This is a genomic window from Psychromicrobium lacuslunae (assembly GCF_000950575.1).
Taxonomy (GTDB): Bacteria; Actinomycetota; Actinomycetes; order Actinomycetales; family Micrococcaceae; genus Renibacterium; species Renibacterium lacuslunae.
In genome coordinates, this window is sequence record NZ_CP011005.1 from 378,527 (window position 1) to 396,108 (window position 17,582).

Below are 17,582 nucleotides of genomic sequence, written 5' to 3' on the forward strand. Positions count from 1 at the left end.
GTTCAGTGCGAGTTGCGCTGAGAGCTTTCCCGGACCACTAAGGTGGTGGCAAGGTTGACTTCTCGCGGAGCTTGCGGGCCGCTATGAGCAATCCGTTGCACCAGCAGCTGAGCGGCCTGCACACCGATGTCGTAGGCGGGCTGGGCGACCACCGAAATGGGCGGGTTAATAAACGGCGCCCACGGTGCGTCGTCGAAGCTGATCAGGCCGACATCGACGCCCGGCCGCAGCCCGCGCTTCGCCAGTTCGGCGAGCACGCCGAGAGCCAGCGAGGCGTTGCCGATGAAAAAGGAATCCGGCGGGTTCTCGCCGTCCAGCAGCTCAGCGGTGGCCTGCGCGCCCTCGGCGCTGCGGAAGCGTTGATACTGCACTTGTGGCTCAATGCCGGTACCTTCCAAGGCCTGTAGATAGCCGGCGCTACGCTCGGTCGCGGTTTCGGCGTCCCGCGGCCCGGTGATGCAGGCAGGTCGCTGCCAGCCCTCATCCAGGAGATGCTTAGTGGCTTGCTGAGCGCCCAGACGGGAGCGCACGAGTACCACGTCGAAGGGGGCATTGAGGGTTCGGTCGATCACCACGAGCGGTATTCGGCCCAGCGCGGAGACGTTGGTGCTGGCGCTGTGCGGAGAGAGAATCACCCCGGCCACCCGGTCCTGGCCGGCCACCGAGAGGTAACGAGATTCTTTTTCCGGTTCCTCGTCAGAATTGCAGAGCATCACCGAATAACCGTTTTGCTGTGCGGTATCTTCAACGCCCCGGGCGACCGCGGTAAAGAAAGGATTCTCAATATCCGAAATAATCAGCGCCCAAACCAAGGTGCTCTGTTTGCGTAAGTTTCGGGCCAGCGTATTCGGCCGATAGCCGAGTTGCGCGGCGGCCCGGTGTACCTGTTCAGCGAGATCTGGGCGGACAGTATCCAGGTTATTCAGCGCCCGCGAGACAGTGGCCACAGAAACTCCTGCCTCGCGGGCAACGTCACTGATTTTGACCATAGATGCTTTACCTCTGTCCGGTTTAGTCCTCTAAATGATCTTAACCGTACCCGCCAGATGAACGTGAACCCCCAATTGAGCAAACATTGCTGCTTTAGCGAGCAGCGCCTTATCAGCTCCCTCGGCATCGGGGGCGTAGGCCACCTGAACGTGGTTGGCTTTGTGCCGAGCCATCAGCTGGTCGCGACTGACGCCGTCGAGCACCGCATGCATAATCGGCCATTGCGGGTCAGTGGCATCTAGACGCCGCTGTGTTTCCTCGGCCGGCAGTTCAACCACGTGGCCGCGGCCTAGATCAAGGTGCAGTTCGCCGTCCATGATGAACACCCTCGACCAAACGATTTCACCGGGCTTGGAGACGCCGGAGAGGGTGCCGCCGCCGAGCGGGAAGAACATCGGTGGCTGCCGTTTGCTGTAGCTGTTCTGATAGCCACCGTTGTGACTGGCTGGCACTGAGCCGGAGATCTCGAAGACCCAGACAAATTCGCCGTTGTACTCCTCGCCCCAGCGGATGTCGTGCAGTGTGTTTGCCGGGTCGAAGCCCATTGCGGTCCAGATTCGGTTGGTTGCCAGCGCGTCGACGGCAACCCCCTCATCAACTTCATTGAAGTGCGGTAGGGCCTGCCCCGGGTAGAGTTCGCGCGAACCATCGCGGCTGTACACCGGTGGGCGCTGCACATTATTGAGCAGTCCCTCGGCCAGATCGCTGGCTGGCACGGTATCTTTGAGGCCCTGCTGATACTGAATGCCCACCGCATCGAGGCCGAAATCATCGGAAATGCGTACCGCGGCGATATACATCTTGAGCTGGCTGTGCACCTGGGCGGGGGTCAGCTCGGTAGCTTCGTCGGCACCGAAGTCGAAGCGCAGCCCGGCATCATCGAGCCAGCTTTTCACTGCCGCCGCCTCGTCATCGCTCACCCTTGCCATTTCGGCGACCAGTGCGCTCTGCGAGAGCCGTTCCTTGAAAATTCCCAGCGGATTCAGCAGCTCATCATCGATAATGGCGTTATACATGCCCATACAGCCCTCATCGAAAACCCCGATGATGGCTTTGTCGGCAACCAATTGTTCGGCGAGCGCGCGACCCAACTCGACCTCGTCCGCGGCTGGCAGTTCGGGCAGGTCTCGGATATGGGAAGTGTCGTGACTGATCTCGCCTTTGGCCAGCCAGTCTTGAAGATGGTTGAGGGCCCACTCATCACTGAAGTCTTTGCTCCAGAGCGCCGAGTAATTGACTCCTGCCTTGGTCATGCTGCCGGTGAGGTTCAGTAATCCGACCAAGCCGGGGTAATCGCCGGCCCAGTTGGCGACCACCAAAATCGGCCCCTGATGGGTGCGCAGGCCGGGTAGCACGTGGTGGCTGTACTGCCAGACAGCGTCTACCACGACAAGCGGGGCGTCCACCGGAATGTTCTTGAAGACTTCAATGCCTTTGCGTTGCGAATCGATGAAACCATGACCGGTCTCGGTGTCTTCCTGGTGCGCCCGGGAGACCGTGAAACCGAACTTTTCCACCGCTTGAGCGAAGTCAGCTTCCAATTGCTGCTGAGTAGGCCAGCATTTCTGATTGGCGCTGAGCCGCAGGTCCCCGGAAGCCACCGTATAGATAACTTTCGGCTGGCTGACCGGGCGGGAGGCTGGGGCGGGCAGGAGGTAGGTCATGGCAGTCCTCTCTGACTGAATCGAACAGTTGCCTTTACCATAACTAACTGTAATCGATTTCTCAAATGTCTTGACGCACCAAAGCTAGAGATGCTTAGTATGTATGCAATCGATTTCTCGAATCTCAGCCGTTGGGGGTTACGACACGAGTGATCGGTCCGGAAACACGCTGCCGTGGGGGTCTTTCCCGCTGACGGAGGCGACAAGGTGAGGGGTTCAAAGTGGAATCTACAAATCAGCAGCTGGTAGCTCAGGGCTCAAGCTTTAGCCGCCGCAATGTGCTCAGAGCGGCCGGACTCGCCGCGCTGGTGCCGGCCCTCGGTGGCCTAGCGGCGTGTGGTGGCGGCAACTCCGGAGGTGGTACGCCGGGGAAGGCAACGCTGAGTTTTCTCTATTTGGGCGATGCCAATCAGCAGGCTGCCTTTAAACAGCTCTTTGCTGAATTCAATAAGCAAAATCCTGATATCACGCTGAACGCTACCGGCATCCCGGCGGGGGACTGGGGCAGCTTTGTGAACACTGTCTCCACCCAAATCGCCGGCGGCAAAGTGCCAGACATCATCCAGGTAGCGACCGAAGGGCAGGCGCTGCTCGCCTCCAAAGGATTGCTAGAGCCACTTGACGATTACATCGCGAAGGACAAAGCCGCGGTAGATGACTATTACGGCGATGTGAATAAGAATCTGCTGGACTGGACCAAGAAATACGGCTCCACCGATGGCAAGACCTACTACATGCCCGGTGGCTTCAATACCGTGGCCTTGTACGCGAATGCTTCGCTTTTCCAGAAGGCCGGGGTTGAGCTGCCGAGTGGCGATTGGTCCTGGGACGATTTCAAAAAAGCCGGGCACACCATTAAGGACAAGACCGGAGCCTATCTGATCCCGGCAGCCTATGGTTTCCCCTTCGCTGACATCATGCCCTGGCTGCTCACCAACGGCACCAGCACCCTCAATGCCGACTGGACCCAGGCCACCTACAACTCCCCGGAAGCGGTGCAGGCGGCCGAATTCGTAAAGAGCCTGATTGACGAGGGGCTCTCGCCGAAACCGGGCGGCCAGTTCGATGCTGGCACTCAGATGAAGCAGGGCAAGCTCGCCACTTTCGCGAGCGGACGTTTCGCGCAGCCCGGTATTAAGAGCATTAACTTCATTGACGGCGTGCAGATCATCCAGTTCCCCAAGAACAAAGCCAATGGCAGCCCCATCGGTTGGGATGCCTGGCCGATTCTGAAGGCCTCAAAGAATAAGGACGCCGCCTGGACCTTCATTAAGTTCCTGATCTCGAAGCAAGCCTCCGAATTCTTCGCCAAGGTGGGCGGCACCAACGTGCCAGCCCGCAATGCCGTCGCACAGAGCGAAGCCTTCACCGCCGGGGCACCGAAGAACGTCACGCTCTTCTCTAAATCCGTGGAATGGGCGACGCCGATTCCATCCCCGGCGAAGGGCGCTCAAATGCAGAAGTTCATCACCGAGGCCTGGCAGCAAGCCATTTTGGGCACTAAGCCAGTTCAAGAAGCGCTAGATTCGGCCAATAAGCAGATTCAGGCCCTGCTGTGATGCAGTTCGGCCAAGCGGAGGCTGTGTTGTGAGTTCGGCAACGGCTGATGCGGCGAAGCTGAGCGGAAGTCGCAGCAGAAGCAGGCGTTCAAGCGCTAATAATAGACGCAAGGGCAGCCCGCTCTGGGGCTATGCTTTTCTCTCCCCGGCCGCGATTCTGTTCCTGATCTTCATTCTGGGCCCCTTCGTGGTGGCGATTATTCTGAGCTTCTTCAGTTGGGATCTGCTCACCCCGGCGACTTTCAGCGGAGTCGATAATTTCGTCAAGCTGTTTAGCGATCCGTTGCTACCTCAGGTGATGGGCAATACTTTCCTGTTCGCTCTCGCCTCCATCGTGACGCACATTATTGGCGGTTTGCTGCTTGCGCTGGCCGTCAACCGGGTGATGAACAAGGTGGTTTCCTACTTCCTGCGGGCGGCGGTTTTCTTCCCTTTCCTGATCTCCTGGGCGGCGGTGTCACTGCTCTGGAAATATGTGCTTGATCCGACGTTCGGCCCGGTGGCTTATTACGCTCAGCAAATCGGCATCACCATGCCGGACTGGTTCACCGATCCGGCCTGGGCGCTACCCGGCATTATCGGCATTGATTTCTGGCACACCATTGGCTTCACCTTCATCATCATGCTGGCGGGGCTGCAGTCGGTGCCTAAGGAACTGACCGAAGCGGCAAAGACCGATGGTGCTAATTCCTGGCAGGTGTTTTGGAATGTCACCATTCCGCTGATGTCGCCGACCTTGTTCTTTGCTACCGTGATCACCTTTCTGGGGGCCTTCCAGATTTTTGACCCGATGCAGATCATCACCCAGGGCGGCCCCGATGGCTCCACCACAACCATCATCATGTACCTCTATCAACAGGGTTTCCAGGCGTTCCAGGTTGGTTATGCCTCCGCCGTCGCCATTGTGGTCTTCGTGATCATGATGCTGGTGACGCTATTGCAATTCTGGGGGGCGAAAAAATGGGTTTACCAGCAATGAGCGTTGAGCAAGCCGCCGAGGTTGCGGCACCGAAACTGCGTCGACGCCGTAAGTTCAGCACCGGATCTGCGCTGCTCGATCTGCTTCTTCTGGTGATCGGCCTGGTGATGGTTTCGCCCTTGGTCTGGATGGTAGTGCAGGCCCTGACTGAGGCCGGGAGCGCCTTCAGCTTGCCGCCGAACTGGTTACCGATTCCGTTCAGCCTGGACAACTTTGCCCAGATTGAGGGGCTAATTCCCTTTGGGCGGATGGCCTTGAACAGCATTCTGGTCGCGGTGATTAGCACCGTGGGATCGCTCTTCATCGCAGTCCTAGCGGCCTACGCCTTCTCCCGCATCGACTTTCGGGGCAAACAGGGAATTTTCGTACTAATGCTCAGCGCTTTGATGGTGCCCGGGCAGCTCATTGTGATTCCGGTATTCATCCTGATGCGCACACTCGGCCTGGTGGATAATCTCGCTTCGCTGTGGCTGCCCGCGCTGATCAATGTCTTTGCGATTTTCTTCCTGCGTCAGTACTTCAACACCATTCCGCGTGAACTTGACGAAGCGGCCAGGATTGATGGGGCAGGGCATTTCTGGATCCTATTCCGAATGCTGGTGCCGCTTTCCGGGCCGGCGCTCTCAGCACTCGCGGTGCTTGGCTTTGAGGCATCGTGGAACAACTACTTCACCCCTTTGATCTTCCTCTCCAGTCCGGAGCAAATGACCCTGCCGGTCGGGCTGGTGTCCTTGCAAGCGGCTCAGGGAGGTTCCTCCGTGGTGGTGTTCGCTGCGGTAACCGCTGTGGTGCTGCCGATCCTGGTGCTGTTCCTGGTCTTCCAGCGGCACTTTGTGGCGAGCATTGCGCAGAGCGGGCTGCGGGGTTAGCGATGAAGCGTCAAGGGGCTGAGCACGAGGACGAGGCAGTATCGATAGCCGATGCGCTGCGGGGCGCCTGGGAGAACCTGCCCTTGCTGTTGCTGCAAAGTGTGCTTGCTTGCCTCGGCTTTGGCCTAGTGGTTTTCGCGCTGCCCGGTCTGACGCCGTTGTCGGTGCTATTGGGGATGGCTTTGCTAGCACCGGTTTTTGCCTCGATGATCCATACCGCCCTGAGCATCATCGATGGCGACGACCCGCGGGTCCGGGATTGGTTGTTTAGCTTTCGCCGGGGCTGGTCACGTTCGCTTGGCCAGGCGCTGTGCTGCGCTGTCCCGATAGCCCTTACGCTGGTCGCCTGGCAAGCGCTGAATAGTGCCGCGCAATTGTGGCTCTATCTGCCGGTGGTAGTTGGCGGCAGTGTCTCAGTGATCATAGTCCTCGCCTTACCCATTGTTTTCGCCTTGAATGCTGAGCTCCCGGCACGGGCTGCCTCAAACAGTGGCCAGGCCGAGGCGAGTAGGCCGGGCGTCGAGAAGTGGTTGCTGGCCTGCCATTTGTTAGCTCGTCGGCCGATCCCGTTCCTCGCCGTAGCTGCCCTCGCGGTGCTGGGCATCTGGCTGGCCGCCAATCTGAGCGCCGCGCTCATGTTGTTGCTGCCGGTGCCGGTCGCACTAGTTGCTGCGCTGGCTTATCGGACCGTTTTAGCGCAGTTGAATATCCATCAAACAACAACCGCCGGAGCCGCACAGTAGCGCAACGGCACTAAAGGAACACTAAAACTGAAGGAGTCTGTATCGTGAAACGTAGGGGGACTTTCATCGCGGGCGGCCTGGTCCTAGGCTTCTTGTCGGCGGCCTTAGTGGCATTACCCGCCCAAGCCACCACCGCCCATACTCCGGCCACCGTGGTCTCTAAGGTGACCGGGCCGAACTCGCTGAGCGCCACCGACACCCAGTGGAAAGTCAAGGCCACTGACCTCGGCATTCTCTGGGACAACGGAGCTGGTCAGACGCTGGCCGCTTTCGGCGACACCTTCGGCACGAATTGGACCGGGCCCGGCGGAGGCACTCCGGCGGGCGTCGACGGCGACTGGCGTAGTCAGGTGCTGCTGCGCAGCTCGGATAACAACTTGGCTGACGGGATGACCTTCGACAGCGCGGCCACCGATGTGCCGGGGCACGCCAAGCAGCTGATTTCAGCCAAGCACATCGACAATGACGAAATCACGGTGATTCCGACCGCGGGCATTTCGGTCGGTTCGCGGCAATACCTCTCCTATATGTCGGTCCGGCACTGGGGTTTACCGGGGGAGTGGACCACCAACTATGCCTCCATCGCCTACTCGGATGACAATGGCCAAACCTGGGTGAAGGACGCGGGGCCACGCTGGGACAATGCTAATGGCACCGGCAATAACCAATTCCAAATGCAGGCTTTCGTGCGCAAGGACGGCTACGTCTATGTCTATGGCACGCCGAGCGGCCGGAGCGGCTCCTTGCACCTGGCTAGGGTGCCGGAGGCTCAGCTGCTCAGCGCCGCTGCCTATCAGTACTGGACCGGTAGCGCCTGGGTCACCGGGGCCGAGAGCTCAGCGGCCAGTGTGGTCGCCGCTCCGGTCTCCGAGATCTCGGTGGCCTACAACAGCTACACGAATAAATACCTGATGATGTACATCAATGGCGAGGACCTGGTGCTGCGCAGCTCGGCGACGCCGCAAGGGCCCTGGAGCGCGCCAAGCACCATCGTCGGCCCCTCGGACTACCCGGGGTTCTACGGCGGTTTTATCCACCCGAAATCGTCCGGCAGTGAGTTGTACTTCGTGATGTCGCAGTGGAATCCCTACAACACCTACCTGATGAAAATTAGCTTGAATGCGGACGCCACGGTGGCTAAACCCAATCTGCTCAACGACCCCAGCTTCGAGCGCAACACCGCGCTGGGCGGTGATTGGCAGTGTGCCGGTACTTGTGGCATCGACAATCAGCATTGGGGTTTCAGCGGCGACAAAAACGCTTGGGCACGGCATAACTCGGGCTGGCAGGACGTGCACCAGAGCGTGGCCGTAACCCCAAACACCCAATACACCCTGAGCGGCTTCGTCCGTACCTCGGCGAGCAGTTACGCTGGTTTCCTGGGCGCCAGGACAACCTCTTGGCAGGTGATTTCGGAAGCCACGTTTAGCAGTGTGCCGGGCTGGACTAGATACACGGTGACCTTCAACTCAGGAGCGAACAGCTCGGTCACCGTCTACGGCGGCATCTGGACCGATCATGGTGATGCCTGGCTGCAACTCGACGATTTCTCGCTGACTCGGACCTAAGCGCGAACCAGACTATACAACCGGATTAGTTCCTCAGCTTGCCCCACCGAGTCACTCGCTTCGGTGGGGCAAGCTGTCTGTGCCCACTGAATCACTCGATTCAGTGGGCAGGGACGCCTCTCCGAAGCAAGCGACCGAAGGGGTACTGAGGAGCTGAAGTAGGGCTCTAATTGGATGGCTGCCGTCGCGCTTTTCACAGCGGGTCGCACCGGATTCTCGCGAAAACCCTGGCTAAATCCCGGGAAACAGCCAATGCACAGGTAGCGTGAGGGTATGGCGACTCGTACTTCCCCCGTGCGCCCAACAGCTAGTCGCACCACTAAAACCAGTGGCAAAGCAGCGGCTAGCTCCACACGCACGCGCAAAATACCCGAACCCGAGGTGCATCAACCCTCCTGGCCCGTCCGTGCAATTGGCGGCCTCTGGCAGGGCATTGGGCACGCCGTTGGCGGTGGCATCCGTCGAGTAGGGCACGACGTCTCGGGCCTCGATCCAGCGTTGCGCCGTGACGGCAGTGCGCTGCTGCTCTTGCTGCTCGCGATTGGAATCGCAACCTTCGAGTGGTGGGGGCTGACCGGTTGGTTCGCTGACGGTGTGCACGGTGTGGTGAAAGGCACCATTGGCTGGCTGGGCATGTTGCTACCGCTGATGTTGCTGATTTGCGCGGTCGGTCAATTCCGTCACCCGGAGAGCGTCCGGGCCAATAATCGTATTGCCATCGGCTTCAGCATTATGACCGTTGCTGGTGCGGCGATTGCCCACCTGGTGGCCGGTGAGCCGAGCCTAGCAAGCGGTTTTGACGGCGTGAGCAAAGCAGGCGGGACCATTGGCTTCATTGCCGCGGCACCATTTGCCGCGCTCAATTTCTGGCTTGCCGTGCTAGTTTATGCGCTGCTGGCTTTCGTCAGCCTGCTGATCGTCACCGCCACACCGTTCCGAGCGATCCCGAGTCGATTACGTCACCTCTACGAGCATCTGATGGGCCAAGACCCGCAGCCCGAGACCGATCGGGACGGACACGATCAGAGCTATCTTTTTGATCGCGACGAGGCCGCCAAACCCAAGAAGGAACGCGCCAAGCGAGGTCTCTTCGGTAAGAAGAAAGAGGAATCGGATACCTCACTGCTGGATGGCTTCACCGGAGACGAAGCCTTCGAGCATGCGCTGGTCGGTGATGATGCGGAGCCAGAGCACGCTGCACCCGCTGTGCCGCCGGGCGTCCGTCGGCCCACAAAAGCTGAGATTGCCGTCGATCAGCTCAAGGCCGCCCAAGGTCTGAAGCCCGCTGAGGCGGTGACCGAGGCCATTTCGACGATTGGTGTGCAGAACTTGGCGGCGGCCCCGCCCAAGCCGAGCGTGAACCCCACTGTCGCCGTGCATCACGTGGCACCGCAACCGCCAATGACGCCAATCCCGCAGCGCTCGGAGCAGCTCAGCCTGGCCGGCGATGTCACCTACACCCTGCCTAGCTCGGACGTGCTGACCCCGGGCTCGGCACCAAAGGAACGCACCGAGGCCAATGACGCCGTGGTTGCTGCCCTCACCGAGGTGCTCAACCAGTTCAAGGTGGATGCCCAGGTTACCGGCTTCTCCCGCGGTCCGACCGTAACCCGTTACGAAATTGAACTCGGCCCGGGCACCAAGGTGGAGCGAGTCACCGCACTGAGTAAGAACATCTCTTATGCGGTGGCGAGCGCCGATGTGCGCATTCTCTCGCCGATCCCGGGCAAGAGCGCGATTGGCATTGAAATCCCGAATGTGGATAAGGAAATTGTTTCGCTCGGCGATGTGCTCCGTTCGCAGAACGCGCGGCGCACCGATCACCCGATGGTGATGGGAGTTGGCAAGGACGTCGAAGGCGGCTTCGTGGTGGCCAACCTGGCCAAGATGCCGCATATGCTCGTCGCGGGTGCCACCGGTGCCGGTAAGTCCTCCTTCGTGAACTCAATGATCACCTCGATTCTGATGCGGGCCACCCCGGACGAAGTCCGGATGGTGATGGTCGACCCGAAGCGGGTGGAGCTCACCGCTTATGAGGGCGTGCCACACCTGATCACTCCGATTATTACCAACCCCAAGAAAGCCGCCGAGGCCTTGCAATGGGTGGTTCGCGAGATGGACACCCGGTACGACGATTTGTCGAACTTCGGCTTCAAGCACATTGACGATTTCAATAAGGCGGTGCGGGCCGGCAAGGTGAAGTTGCCGCCGGATTCCAAGCGCGTGCTCAAGCCCTACCCTTACCTGCTGGTGATCGTTGACGAGCTCGCCGACCTGATGATGGTGGCGCCGCGTGATGTGGAAGATTCCATCGTCCGGATCACCCAGCTGGCTCGCGCCGCCGGTATTCACCTGGTGCTCGCCACGCAGCGTCCTTCGGTTGATGTGGTGACCGGTCTGATCAAGGCCAATGTGCCGTCCCGAATGGCCTTTGCGACCTCCTCGGTGACTGATTCCCGCGTCGTGCTAGATCAGCCGGGTGCTGAAAAGCTGCTCGGTCAAGGCGACGCCTTGTTCTTGCCGATGGGAGCTTCCAAGGCGATCCGAGTACAGGGTGCCTGGGTTACTGAGTCGGAAATTCGCCAAGTGGTTGAACATGTCAAGGGCCAGTTGCAGGCTGTCTATCGTGACGACGTCGCGGTGGAAGCGCCGAAGAAGCAGGTTGACGAGGAGATCGGCGACGATCTTGATGTCTTATTGCAGGCCACCGAGTTGGTGGTTACCACTCAGTTCGGCTCCACTTCGATGCTGCAACGCAAGCTGCGGGTCGGCTTCGCGAAGGCTGGCCGACTGATGGATCTGCTGGAATCACGCGGTGTGGTCGGTCCCTCCGAGGGCTCCAAGGCACGCGATGTATTGGTCAAGCCCGACGACTTGGCGGCGACCCTGGCAGCGATCCGCGGCGATGAACCTTCCGCCCCGGTAGATGCCACCACGGCGGCATTGGCGGAGAACGCCAACGTCAACCAAGGCTACGGTACGGATTTGGTGGCAGACGATTTGAATGCCCGGCCGCAGGCGGTGGAGTATTACGACGGCGATGACGACGATGAAGGTGGCGAGGATGCCTGGCAACTGACCGGCCGCTAAGCCCCTCTCACCCCTCTCGCCGAGTTCGGAGATTTGCACGCTTTGAGCCCCTCAAACCGTGCAAAGCTCCGAACTCGGCGGCGTTTAATGCCTTGGTGCGGCGCTGCATATCAGGCCGGGCTAAGCTAGAAACTGTGACTGAATCGGGAACCCAGCCAGTGCCGGCGCTCAATATTGCCAATGTTTTGACCGTATTGCGCATTGTCTTGGTGCCCTTCTTCATCTGGTTTCTACTCTCCGACAACGCCGAATATTCCTGGTGGCGCTGGGCCGCGCTGCTGGTTTTTGCGGCCGCTATCTACACCGATAAGCTCGACGGCGATTTGGCGCGCAGCCGCGGACTGGTGACCGATTTTGGCAAGATCGCTGACCCGATTGCCGATAAATTGCTGATCGGCTCCGCGCTAATCATTCTTTCCGCGCTCGGCGAGCTGTCTTGGTGGATCACGGTACCGATGCTTGTGCGCGAACTCGGTATTACTCTTTTGCGTTTTGTGGTGATCCGCTATGGTGTGATTCCGGCCTCGCGGGGCGGGAAGATCAAGACCGTACTGCAGACAGCAGCTATTTTGCTGTATCTCTTGCCGTTCACACCGCAATGGCCTTGGCTAGGCCTGATCGCCTTCCTGGTGATGCTGGCGGCTCTGCTGGTCACCGTGGTCACCGGGGTGGATTACGTGATGCAGGCAGTTCGCTTGCGTAACACCGGCACCGGCCCGGCCGAACAGATATCCGGAGCCGGGCGATGACGCCGGAGCTGGCGGTTCCCGATGCGGTTCCGGAGAGCAAGCCCGGGACCAGTACCAGTACCAATCCCAATGCTGCCAGCAAAACCGCGGCACTGGTCGAACTGTTGATTCAGCGGCGGCTCAGCATGGCCACTGCTGAATCGCTCACCGGTGGTGGTCTGGCCGCAGAATTCGCCGGCGTGCCCGGTGTCTCAGCGGTGTTTCAGGGCGGCGTGGTGGCCTACCAGAATGCAATAAAAGCCGTAGTGCTGGGAGTTCCTACGGAGCTGCTCGCCACCGTCGGCTCGGTTGACGGCGAGGTGGCCCGGCAGATGGCGCTTGGCAGCTGCCGAGTGATGAAGTCGAGGGTAGGCATTGCGACCACCGGGGCAGCAGGCCCGGAACCGCACGACGGCAAAGCAGTCGGCACCGTCTTCGTGGCGGTGGCGCTGGATGGTGAAGCAAGCTTCAGGGAGTGTCACTTCGCCGGCAGCCGAGCGGAGATCAGAACTCAGGCGGTGCACGCCGCTCTCGATCTGCTGGCAGAGGTACTCGGGGCTTCACAGCAAACTCTCGGCTGAGCGCCGGGAACAAAACAATTTGATTGATAGTTGGTCTATATATCCAAGGCAGTTGATAACCACCTAGGATGGAAATATACGTTCCCCAGCAGGGGAGATGATGAGGGAGTAAATGGTGAAACAGCCCGTATCCGTAAACGGCGTGGTGCGCTGGCGCGATGTGGGTTTGGCAAACGAGCCTAAGGTGGCTCCCAGCGAAGGCAAGAAGCTGGTAGTTATTCGCCACGAAATTGGGGACGTTCTGCGAGACCTGCGTCAACGTCAGGGGCGCACTTTGCGCGAAGTCTCACATAATGCGAGGGTTTCGCTGGGATATCTCAGCGAGGTCGAGCGCGGTCAGAAGGAAGCATCTTCGGAATTGCTCTCCTCCATTTGCGCGGCGCTCGACGTGCCGCTGTCGATGATGCTGCGCGAAGTCAGCGACCGGTTGGCTATTGCCGAAGGCCTAGCGGTGCCAGATACGCTGCCCCAGGACTTCGCTACTCGTTATGGCCATACTTTGGACAATAAGGCGCTTGAGGAAGAGTTCTCTGCGGAGTTCCCGTCGCCTGCTTATAACTAAAATCGAGGTTTAATGATGCCCGGTGCCTAGCACCGGGCATCATTGCGTGCCGCTTGATGCCTAGCTGGAGACCTAGTTGCGAGAACGGCCACCCACCGGGCGGGTTATTGGGTTTGCGCCTCGTTGGAATCTTCGCCGAACTTCCTTAATAATCGGGCGAACTCACGGACATCCGAGGGGGACCAAGCTGCCAACCGGTCATCGAGGGCTTTTTTACGAGCGGACTGACTGGCTCTGATTTGCTCTTGACCTTTATCAGTGAGATGAATGAGTTGAGCCCGGCCGTCCTGTGGGTCGTCGAGTTTGTGCACCAGACCGATCTCCTGCAGGAAGGCGATCTGCCTGCTCACCGAAGGTTTGCCGACGCCAATATTGGCGGCCAGATCGGTCAGCCTCATCGGTCCTTCATTGAGTAAGATCGCCAGCAGGCCATAAGCGGCCGGTTCCAAGTCGGGGTGAACCGTGCGGGCAAAATGATAGGAAGATGCGCGAGAGCGTCGCCATAGCAAGCTCAGTTGTTCCTCGGCAGCCTCAATGGCAGCCTCATCGGGGCCGCCGGGATTCGCGGAATTACGGCGGCCATCAGTAGGGGTCGTCATCTATACATTCTAGTAGGAGGATCGCATAATGCGGCTCAGTGAGTTTTGGCGATTGATGGCGGAGGAATTTGGCGAGGGGTACGCGGCTTCGCTCGCTAACGATATGGTGCTCGATGCGGTAGGTGGACGAACCGCGCGTGAGGCCTTAGAGGCTGGGGTGCCGCCGCGAAGCGTTTGGCAGGCACTATGCGAAGCTAAAGACGTTCCAGTTGAACGGCGGCTTGGCAAGGACATTAAACCTTCTTCCTAAGCGGAAGGTTCGGCTGGGGCGCTGTCCGGCTGGGGCGTTGTCCGGTTGGGGTGCAGCGTTTTAGCGTGACACGCCGCAAAATTATTCGAATATCTGTTCGGATAGCGCTAGTCTTTGAGAAGAGAAGATCCACTTCTCCTGCGGGTTGGTCAAGGCTGAGTTCGTTATCCACATTCCACCGGTTCTTCGCGATTGACAGCGATATTGTCGGTGGCGCCACGTAGCGTCGTAGATAACAGTCTCGGCAAGCCGCCGAAGCTGCAGGAAACCTTGCGGTTTCCCTGCAGGAAAAGCCTTGCAGGAAAGCACCGGAAAAGAAAGCATTGAGGTCTCAGATGGCAGCATCACCAGATCGCGAAAAGGCGCTAGAAGCCGCACTTGCCCAGATCGATAAGCAGTACGGCAAAGGTTCCATTATGCGCCTGGGGGATGATGTTCGGGCCCCCATTGAAACCATTCCCACCGGCTCAATTGCGCTGGATGTGGCGCTCGGTATTGGCGGATTGCCCCGGGGCCGCGTGGTGGAGATCTACGGTCCGGAATCCTCGGGTAAGACCACGGTGGCCTTGCATGCGGTTGCCAATGCGCAGCGTAACGGTGGCATTGCCGCTTTTATCGATGCCGAGCACGCCTTGGACCCGGAATATGCCGCCAAGCTAGGCGTGGACGTCGATTCGCTGCTGGTTTCGCAGCCGGATACCGGTGAGCAAGCGCTGGAAATCATGGACATGCTGGTGGGCTCCGGCTCGCTGGACATTATTGTGATTGACTCAGTGGCTGCCTTGGTGCCGAGGGCCGAAATTGAAGGCGAAATGGGCGATAGCCACGTTGGTCTGCAGGCGAGGCTGATGAGTCAGGCCTTGCGCAAGATCACCGGTCGGCTCAACCAAACAAAGACCACGGCGATCTTTATTAACCAGCTTCGAGAGAAGATCGGTGTCTTCTTCGGCAGCCCGGAGACCACCACGGGCGGCAAGGCTTTGAAGTTCTATGCCTCGGTCCGCATTGACGTCCGGCGCATCCAGACGCTCAAGGAAGGCGCCGATTCGGTCGGTAACCGGACAAAAGCAAAGATCGTTAAGAACAAGATGGCCCCGCCTTTCAAGGTTGCCGAGTTCGACATCATTTACGGCCAGGGCATTTCCCGTGAGGGCGGCATTATCGATATGGGTGTGGAGCACGGAATCATTAAGAAGTCGGGCTCCTGGTTTACCTATGATGGCGACCAACTGGGGCAGGGGATGGAAAATTCCCGCCGTTTCTTGCGTGATAACCCTGAATTGGCAGAAGAGCTAGAACGTCTGATCAAAGAGAAGCTTGGTGTTGGCGTGAAGCCGGAGAGCGATGGCGGCCAGGAAACAACCACGCTCAGGGCCGTTGACGGAATCTAAAAAGGCGGTTCGGCGAGGCCGCACTGAACTTGACCCGGAGGCGGATCCAGAGTCAGTGGCGCGTGCGATCGTGTTGCGACAGCTGACAAGTTCAGCCAAGACGAGGCATCAGCTGGCCGAAAAATTGGCCGAGCGAAGAGTGCCATCGGAAGCTGCCGAGGCGGTTTTGAATCGTTTTGAAGACGTCAAGCTGATCGATGACGCAGAATTTGCGATGCTCTGGGTGCGTTCACGCGCCCAGAGCCGCTCGCTGGCTCGTTCGGCGTTGCGCAGAGAGCTTCGAGAGAAGGGTGTTGCTCAGCACCTGGCAGAGGCCGCTCTGGAACAACTAGATGACAATTCGGAGCGGGAAGCTGCGGCAGCATTGGTGCGCCGCAAACTGCGCCCCGGTAGGGACTTGAGCGAGCCAGTGGAGCGCGATAAAGAGCTTCGGAGACTCGTGGCGATGCTAGCTCGGAAAGGCTATTCGCCGGGCCTGGCCTTCGCGGTGGCTTCGGCAGAACTAGAAAACCAGAGCGATAGAGGACCAGACTTCTAGAGGACCAGACTGCTAGAGAACCAGGGTGGAGGACCGGAGGAGAGGACCAGGCTGCTAGGGAACCAGGTAGAAGACCAGTTTGAGAGTTAGCCAACTAGTCCTTTTGGTACGAGATGCCTGGGATTAGCTGTGACTTTCGGCGATTCTGCAGCGCTATGAGTTGCTGGGAGTTATTCTGAAGACCTATGTTTAGGTTCAAGCAGAGGTTGAAGCTTGTGGTGCCGGTGAGCTTGGTGCTCACCGGGACATTACTGTTTTCAGGTATTGGTGCTGTTTCAGCACAAGCCGACGATGCGCCGCCGAGCGGTTATCCGAGTTGGCAGGATGTTCAGAATGCCAAGAAAAATGCGGCCTCTGCGGCGAGCGAAGTCGCAAATATCACCAAACTTCTCAGCACCCTCCAGGTTCGGGCCGCGGCCTTAGGAGACGCTTCGGTGGCTGCATCGGCACAGTACGCGAGAACAAAGCTTGCTCTCGATGCTGCCGACGCCAAACTAAATGTCCTCAAAGGGCAGACCCAGCAATCGGAGAAACAAGCAAGCAAGCTCAATACCGAGGCGGGTTCCTTGGTAGCTAATGCGTATAAGACCGGTGGCAATAGCTTGGGGTTCTTCAGCGCCTTGGGGGATATGCAGTCGCCGGGTGGTCTGGCCCGGCTCGATCTGATGAATATGATGACCCGCAATGCCTCTCAGTTGTCGATCAAAGCGCAGCAAACTCAGAAGGTGACTGAGGCCTTGCAAGCGCAACAGCAGGTCGCCCAGGAGCAACAGCAGAAGCTGACCGAACAAGCCCAGGCGGATTACAACTCTGCGGTATCGGCTCAGCAGGCCGCCGAGGCAGAGCTGGCGAAGAATCAGGCCACCAGCAAGACCCTTAAGGCTCAGCTGGCCTCGCTGAACAACACCACGGTTGCCGTGGAGAACAAGTACCAGCAAGGAGTTGCCGCTCAGGCTGCCTATGAGGCGGCGCAGGAAGCCAAGCGGAAAGCCGCAGAAGAAGCAGCAAGGAAGGCAGCACAAGCCGCTGCCGCTGCGGCCGCCGCGAACGCGGCAGCAAATGTGCCGCCGCCAGCTCCTGGCGGCGACGGTGGCTATATTCCGCCCGAGGTGTTGTTGCCCAACATCCCAGGCGGTGGGGTGAACGATCCGGCCGGCGCCCAAGCCTACGCTTCGGCCACCCTAGGTGTATTTGGTTGGGGACAGGATCAAATGGGCTGCCTGCTGCAGCTGTGGACCCAGGAGTCTAGCTGGCTGACTAACGCCACCAACCCGAGCAGCGGGGCCTATGGCATTGCTCAGTCGCTGCCACCGTCAAAAATGGATACCGCCGGCGCTGATTGGTTGACGAACTACCGTACCCAGATTAATTGGGGTCTAAATTACATTAAGGATCGCTACGGCTCGCCCTGTGGGGCTTGGGGCCATGAGGTGGCCAATAACTGGTATTAGCCAACTGAGAGCGCTCTCAG

At 59.2% G+C, this 17,582-nt stretch carries 16 protein-coding genes; 13 read left to right on the plus strand and 3 right to left on the minus strand.

The genetic code is table 11. The features are described from left to right. Positions 1–2: 2 nt before the first annotated feature. Both UM93_RS01760 and UM93_RS01765 read right to left on the minus strand, forming a co-directional pair. Positions 3–989, minus strand: a complete 987-nt coding sequence (locus UM93_RS01760; RefSeq protein ID WP_045073288.1) for a LacI family DNA-binding transcriptional regulator — start codon at positions 987–989, stop codon at positions 3–5. A 30-nt stretch (positions 990–1,019) separates the two neighbouring features. Continuing rightward, a complete protein-coding gene (locus tag UM93_RS01765; RefSeq protein WP_045073290.1) occupies positions 1,020–2,654 on the minus strand; it encodes a fucose isomerase in 1,635 nt (544 codons plus the stop codon). 221 nt (positions 2,655–2,875) lie between these two features. Here UM93_RS01765 and UM93_RS01770 point away from each other — a divergent pair, with 221 nt between their 5' ends. The 9 genes from UM93_RS01770 (at position 2,876) to UM93_RS01810 (ending at position 13,333) form a co-directional block, all read left to right on the plus strand. Then, a complete protein-coding gene (locus UM93_RS01770) occupies positions 2,876–4,213 on the plus strand; it encodes an ABC transporter substrate-binding protein (protein ID WP_199921794.1) in 1,338 nt (445 codons plus the stop codon). A 28-nt stretch (positions 4,214–4,241) separates the two neighbouring features. Continuing rightward, positions 4,242–5,192, plus strand: a complete 951-nt coding sequence (locus UM93_RS01775) for a carbohydrate ABC transporter permease (protein WP_082056971.1) — start codon at positions 4,242–4,244, stop codon at positions 5,190–5,192. Next, the gene (locus UM93_RS01780; protein ID WP_199921795.1) at positions 5,174–6,061 is read left to right on the plus strand and encodes a carbohydrate ABC transporter permease; all 888 of its coding nucleotides are present in this window, start codon (positions 5,174–5,176) and stop codon (positions 6,059–6,061) included. The genes UM93_RS01775 and UM93_RS01780 overlap by 19 nt, the downstream gene beginning before the upstream one ends. Before the next feature lie 2 nt (positions 6,062–6,063). Continuing rightward, on the plus strand, positions 6,064–6,804 hold the full coding sequence (locus UM93_RS01785; RefSeq protein WP_045073292.1) for a hypothetical protein: 741 nt from the start codon (positions 6,064–6,066) through the stop codon (positions 6,802–6,804). A gap of 44 nt (positions 6,805–6,848) precedes the next feature. Further along, the gene (locus UM93_RS01790; RefSeq protein ID WP_199921796.1) at positions 6,849–8,372 is read left to right on the plus strand and encodes a DUF4185 domain-containing protein; all 1,524 of its coding nucleotides are present in this window, start codon (positions 6,849–6,851) and stop codon (positions 8,370–8,372) included. Between the two features lie 273 nt (positions 8,373–8,645). Next, positions 8,646–11,462 carry an FtsK/SpoIIIE family DNA translocase gene (locus UM93_RS01795; protein ID WP_045073293.1) on the plus strand — a complete coding sequence of 939 codons (2,817 nt, stop codon included), beginning with the start codon at positions 8,646–8,648 and terminating at the stop codon, positions 11,460–11,462. A gap of 134 nt (positions 11,463–11,596) precedes the next feature. Continuing rightward, on the plus strand, positions 11,597–12,211 hold the full coding sequence (gene pgsA / locus UM93_RS01800) for a CDP-diacylglycerol--glycerol-3-phosphate 3-phosphatidyltransferase (RefSeq protein WP_045073294.1): 615 nt from the start codon (positions 11,597–11,599) through the stop codon (positions 12,209–12,211). Beyond that, complete coding sequence (locus UM93_RS01805; RefSeq protein ID WP_082056973.1) at positions 12,208–12,771, plus strand: CinA family protein; 564 nt, start codon at positions 12,208–12,210, stop codon at positions 12,769–12,771. The genes pgsA and UM93_RS01805 overlap by 4 nt, the downstream gene beginning before the upstream one ends. A 112-nt stretch (positions 12,772–12,883) precedes the next feature. Further along, positions 12,884–13,333 carry a helix-turn-helix domain-containing protein gene (locus UM93_RS01810; protein ID WP_045073295.1) on the plus strand — a complete coding sequence of 150 codons (450 nt, stop codon included), beginning with the start codon at positions 12,884–12,886 and terminating at the stop codon, positions 13,331–13,333. 104 nt (positions 13,334–13,437) lie between these two features. Here UM93_RS01810 and UM93_RS01815 read toward each other — a convergent pair whose 3' ends face one another. Beyond that, positions 13,438–13,932 carry a MarR family winged helix-turn-helix transcriptional regulator gene (locus tag UM93_RS01815; RefSeq protein ID WP_045073296.1) on the minus strand — a complete coding sequence of 165 codons (495 nt, stop codon included), beginning with the start codon at positions 13,930–13,932 and terminating at the stop codon, positions 13,438–13,440. 28 nt (positions 13,933–13,960) lie between these two features. Here UM93_RS01815 and UM93_RS01820 point away from each other — a divergent pair, with 28 nt between their 5' ends. From UM93_RS01820 to UM93_RS01835, 4 genes are all read left to right on the plus strand, one after another. Then, positions 13,961–14,182 carry a DUF3046 domain-containing protein gene (locus UM93_RS01820; RefSeq protein WP_045073298.1) on the plus strand — a complete coding sequence of 74 codons (222 nt, stop codon included), beginning with the start codon at positions 13,961–13,963 and terminating at the stop codon, positions 14,180–14,182. A 335-nt stretch (positions 14,183–14,517) separates the two neighbouring features. Beyond that, on the plus strand, positions 14,518–15,573 hold the full coding sequence (gene recA, locus UM93_RS01825) for a recombinase RecA (RefSeq protein WP_045073300.1): 1,056 nt from the start codon (positions 14,518–14,520) through the stop codon (positions 15,571–15,573). Next, entirely contained in the window at positions 15,560–16,111 is a 552-nt protein-coding gene (locus UM93_RS01830) for a regulatory protein RecX (RefSeq protein ID WP_045073302.1), read from the plus strand. The genes recA and UM93_RS01830 overlap by 14 nt, the downstream gene beginning before the upstream one ends. Before the next feature lie 185 nt (positions 16,112–16,296). Beyond that, complete coding sequence (locus tag UM93_RS01835) at positions 16,297–17,562, plus strand: coiled-coil domain-containing protein (protein WP_052663521.1); 1,266 nt, start codon at positions 16,297–16,299, stop codon at positions 17,560–17,562. The last annotated feature ends 20 nt before the right edge of the window (positions 17,563–17,582 follow it).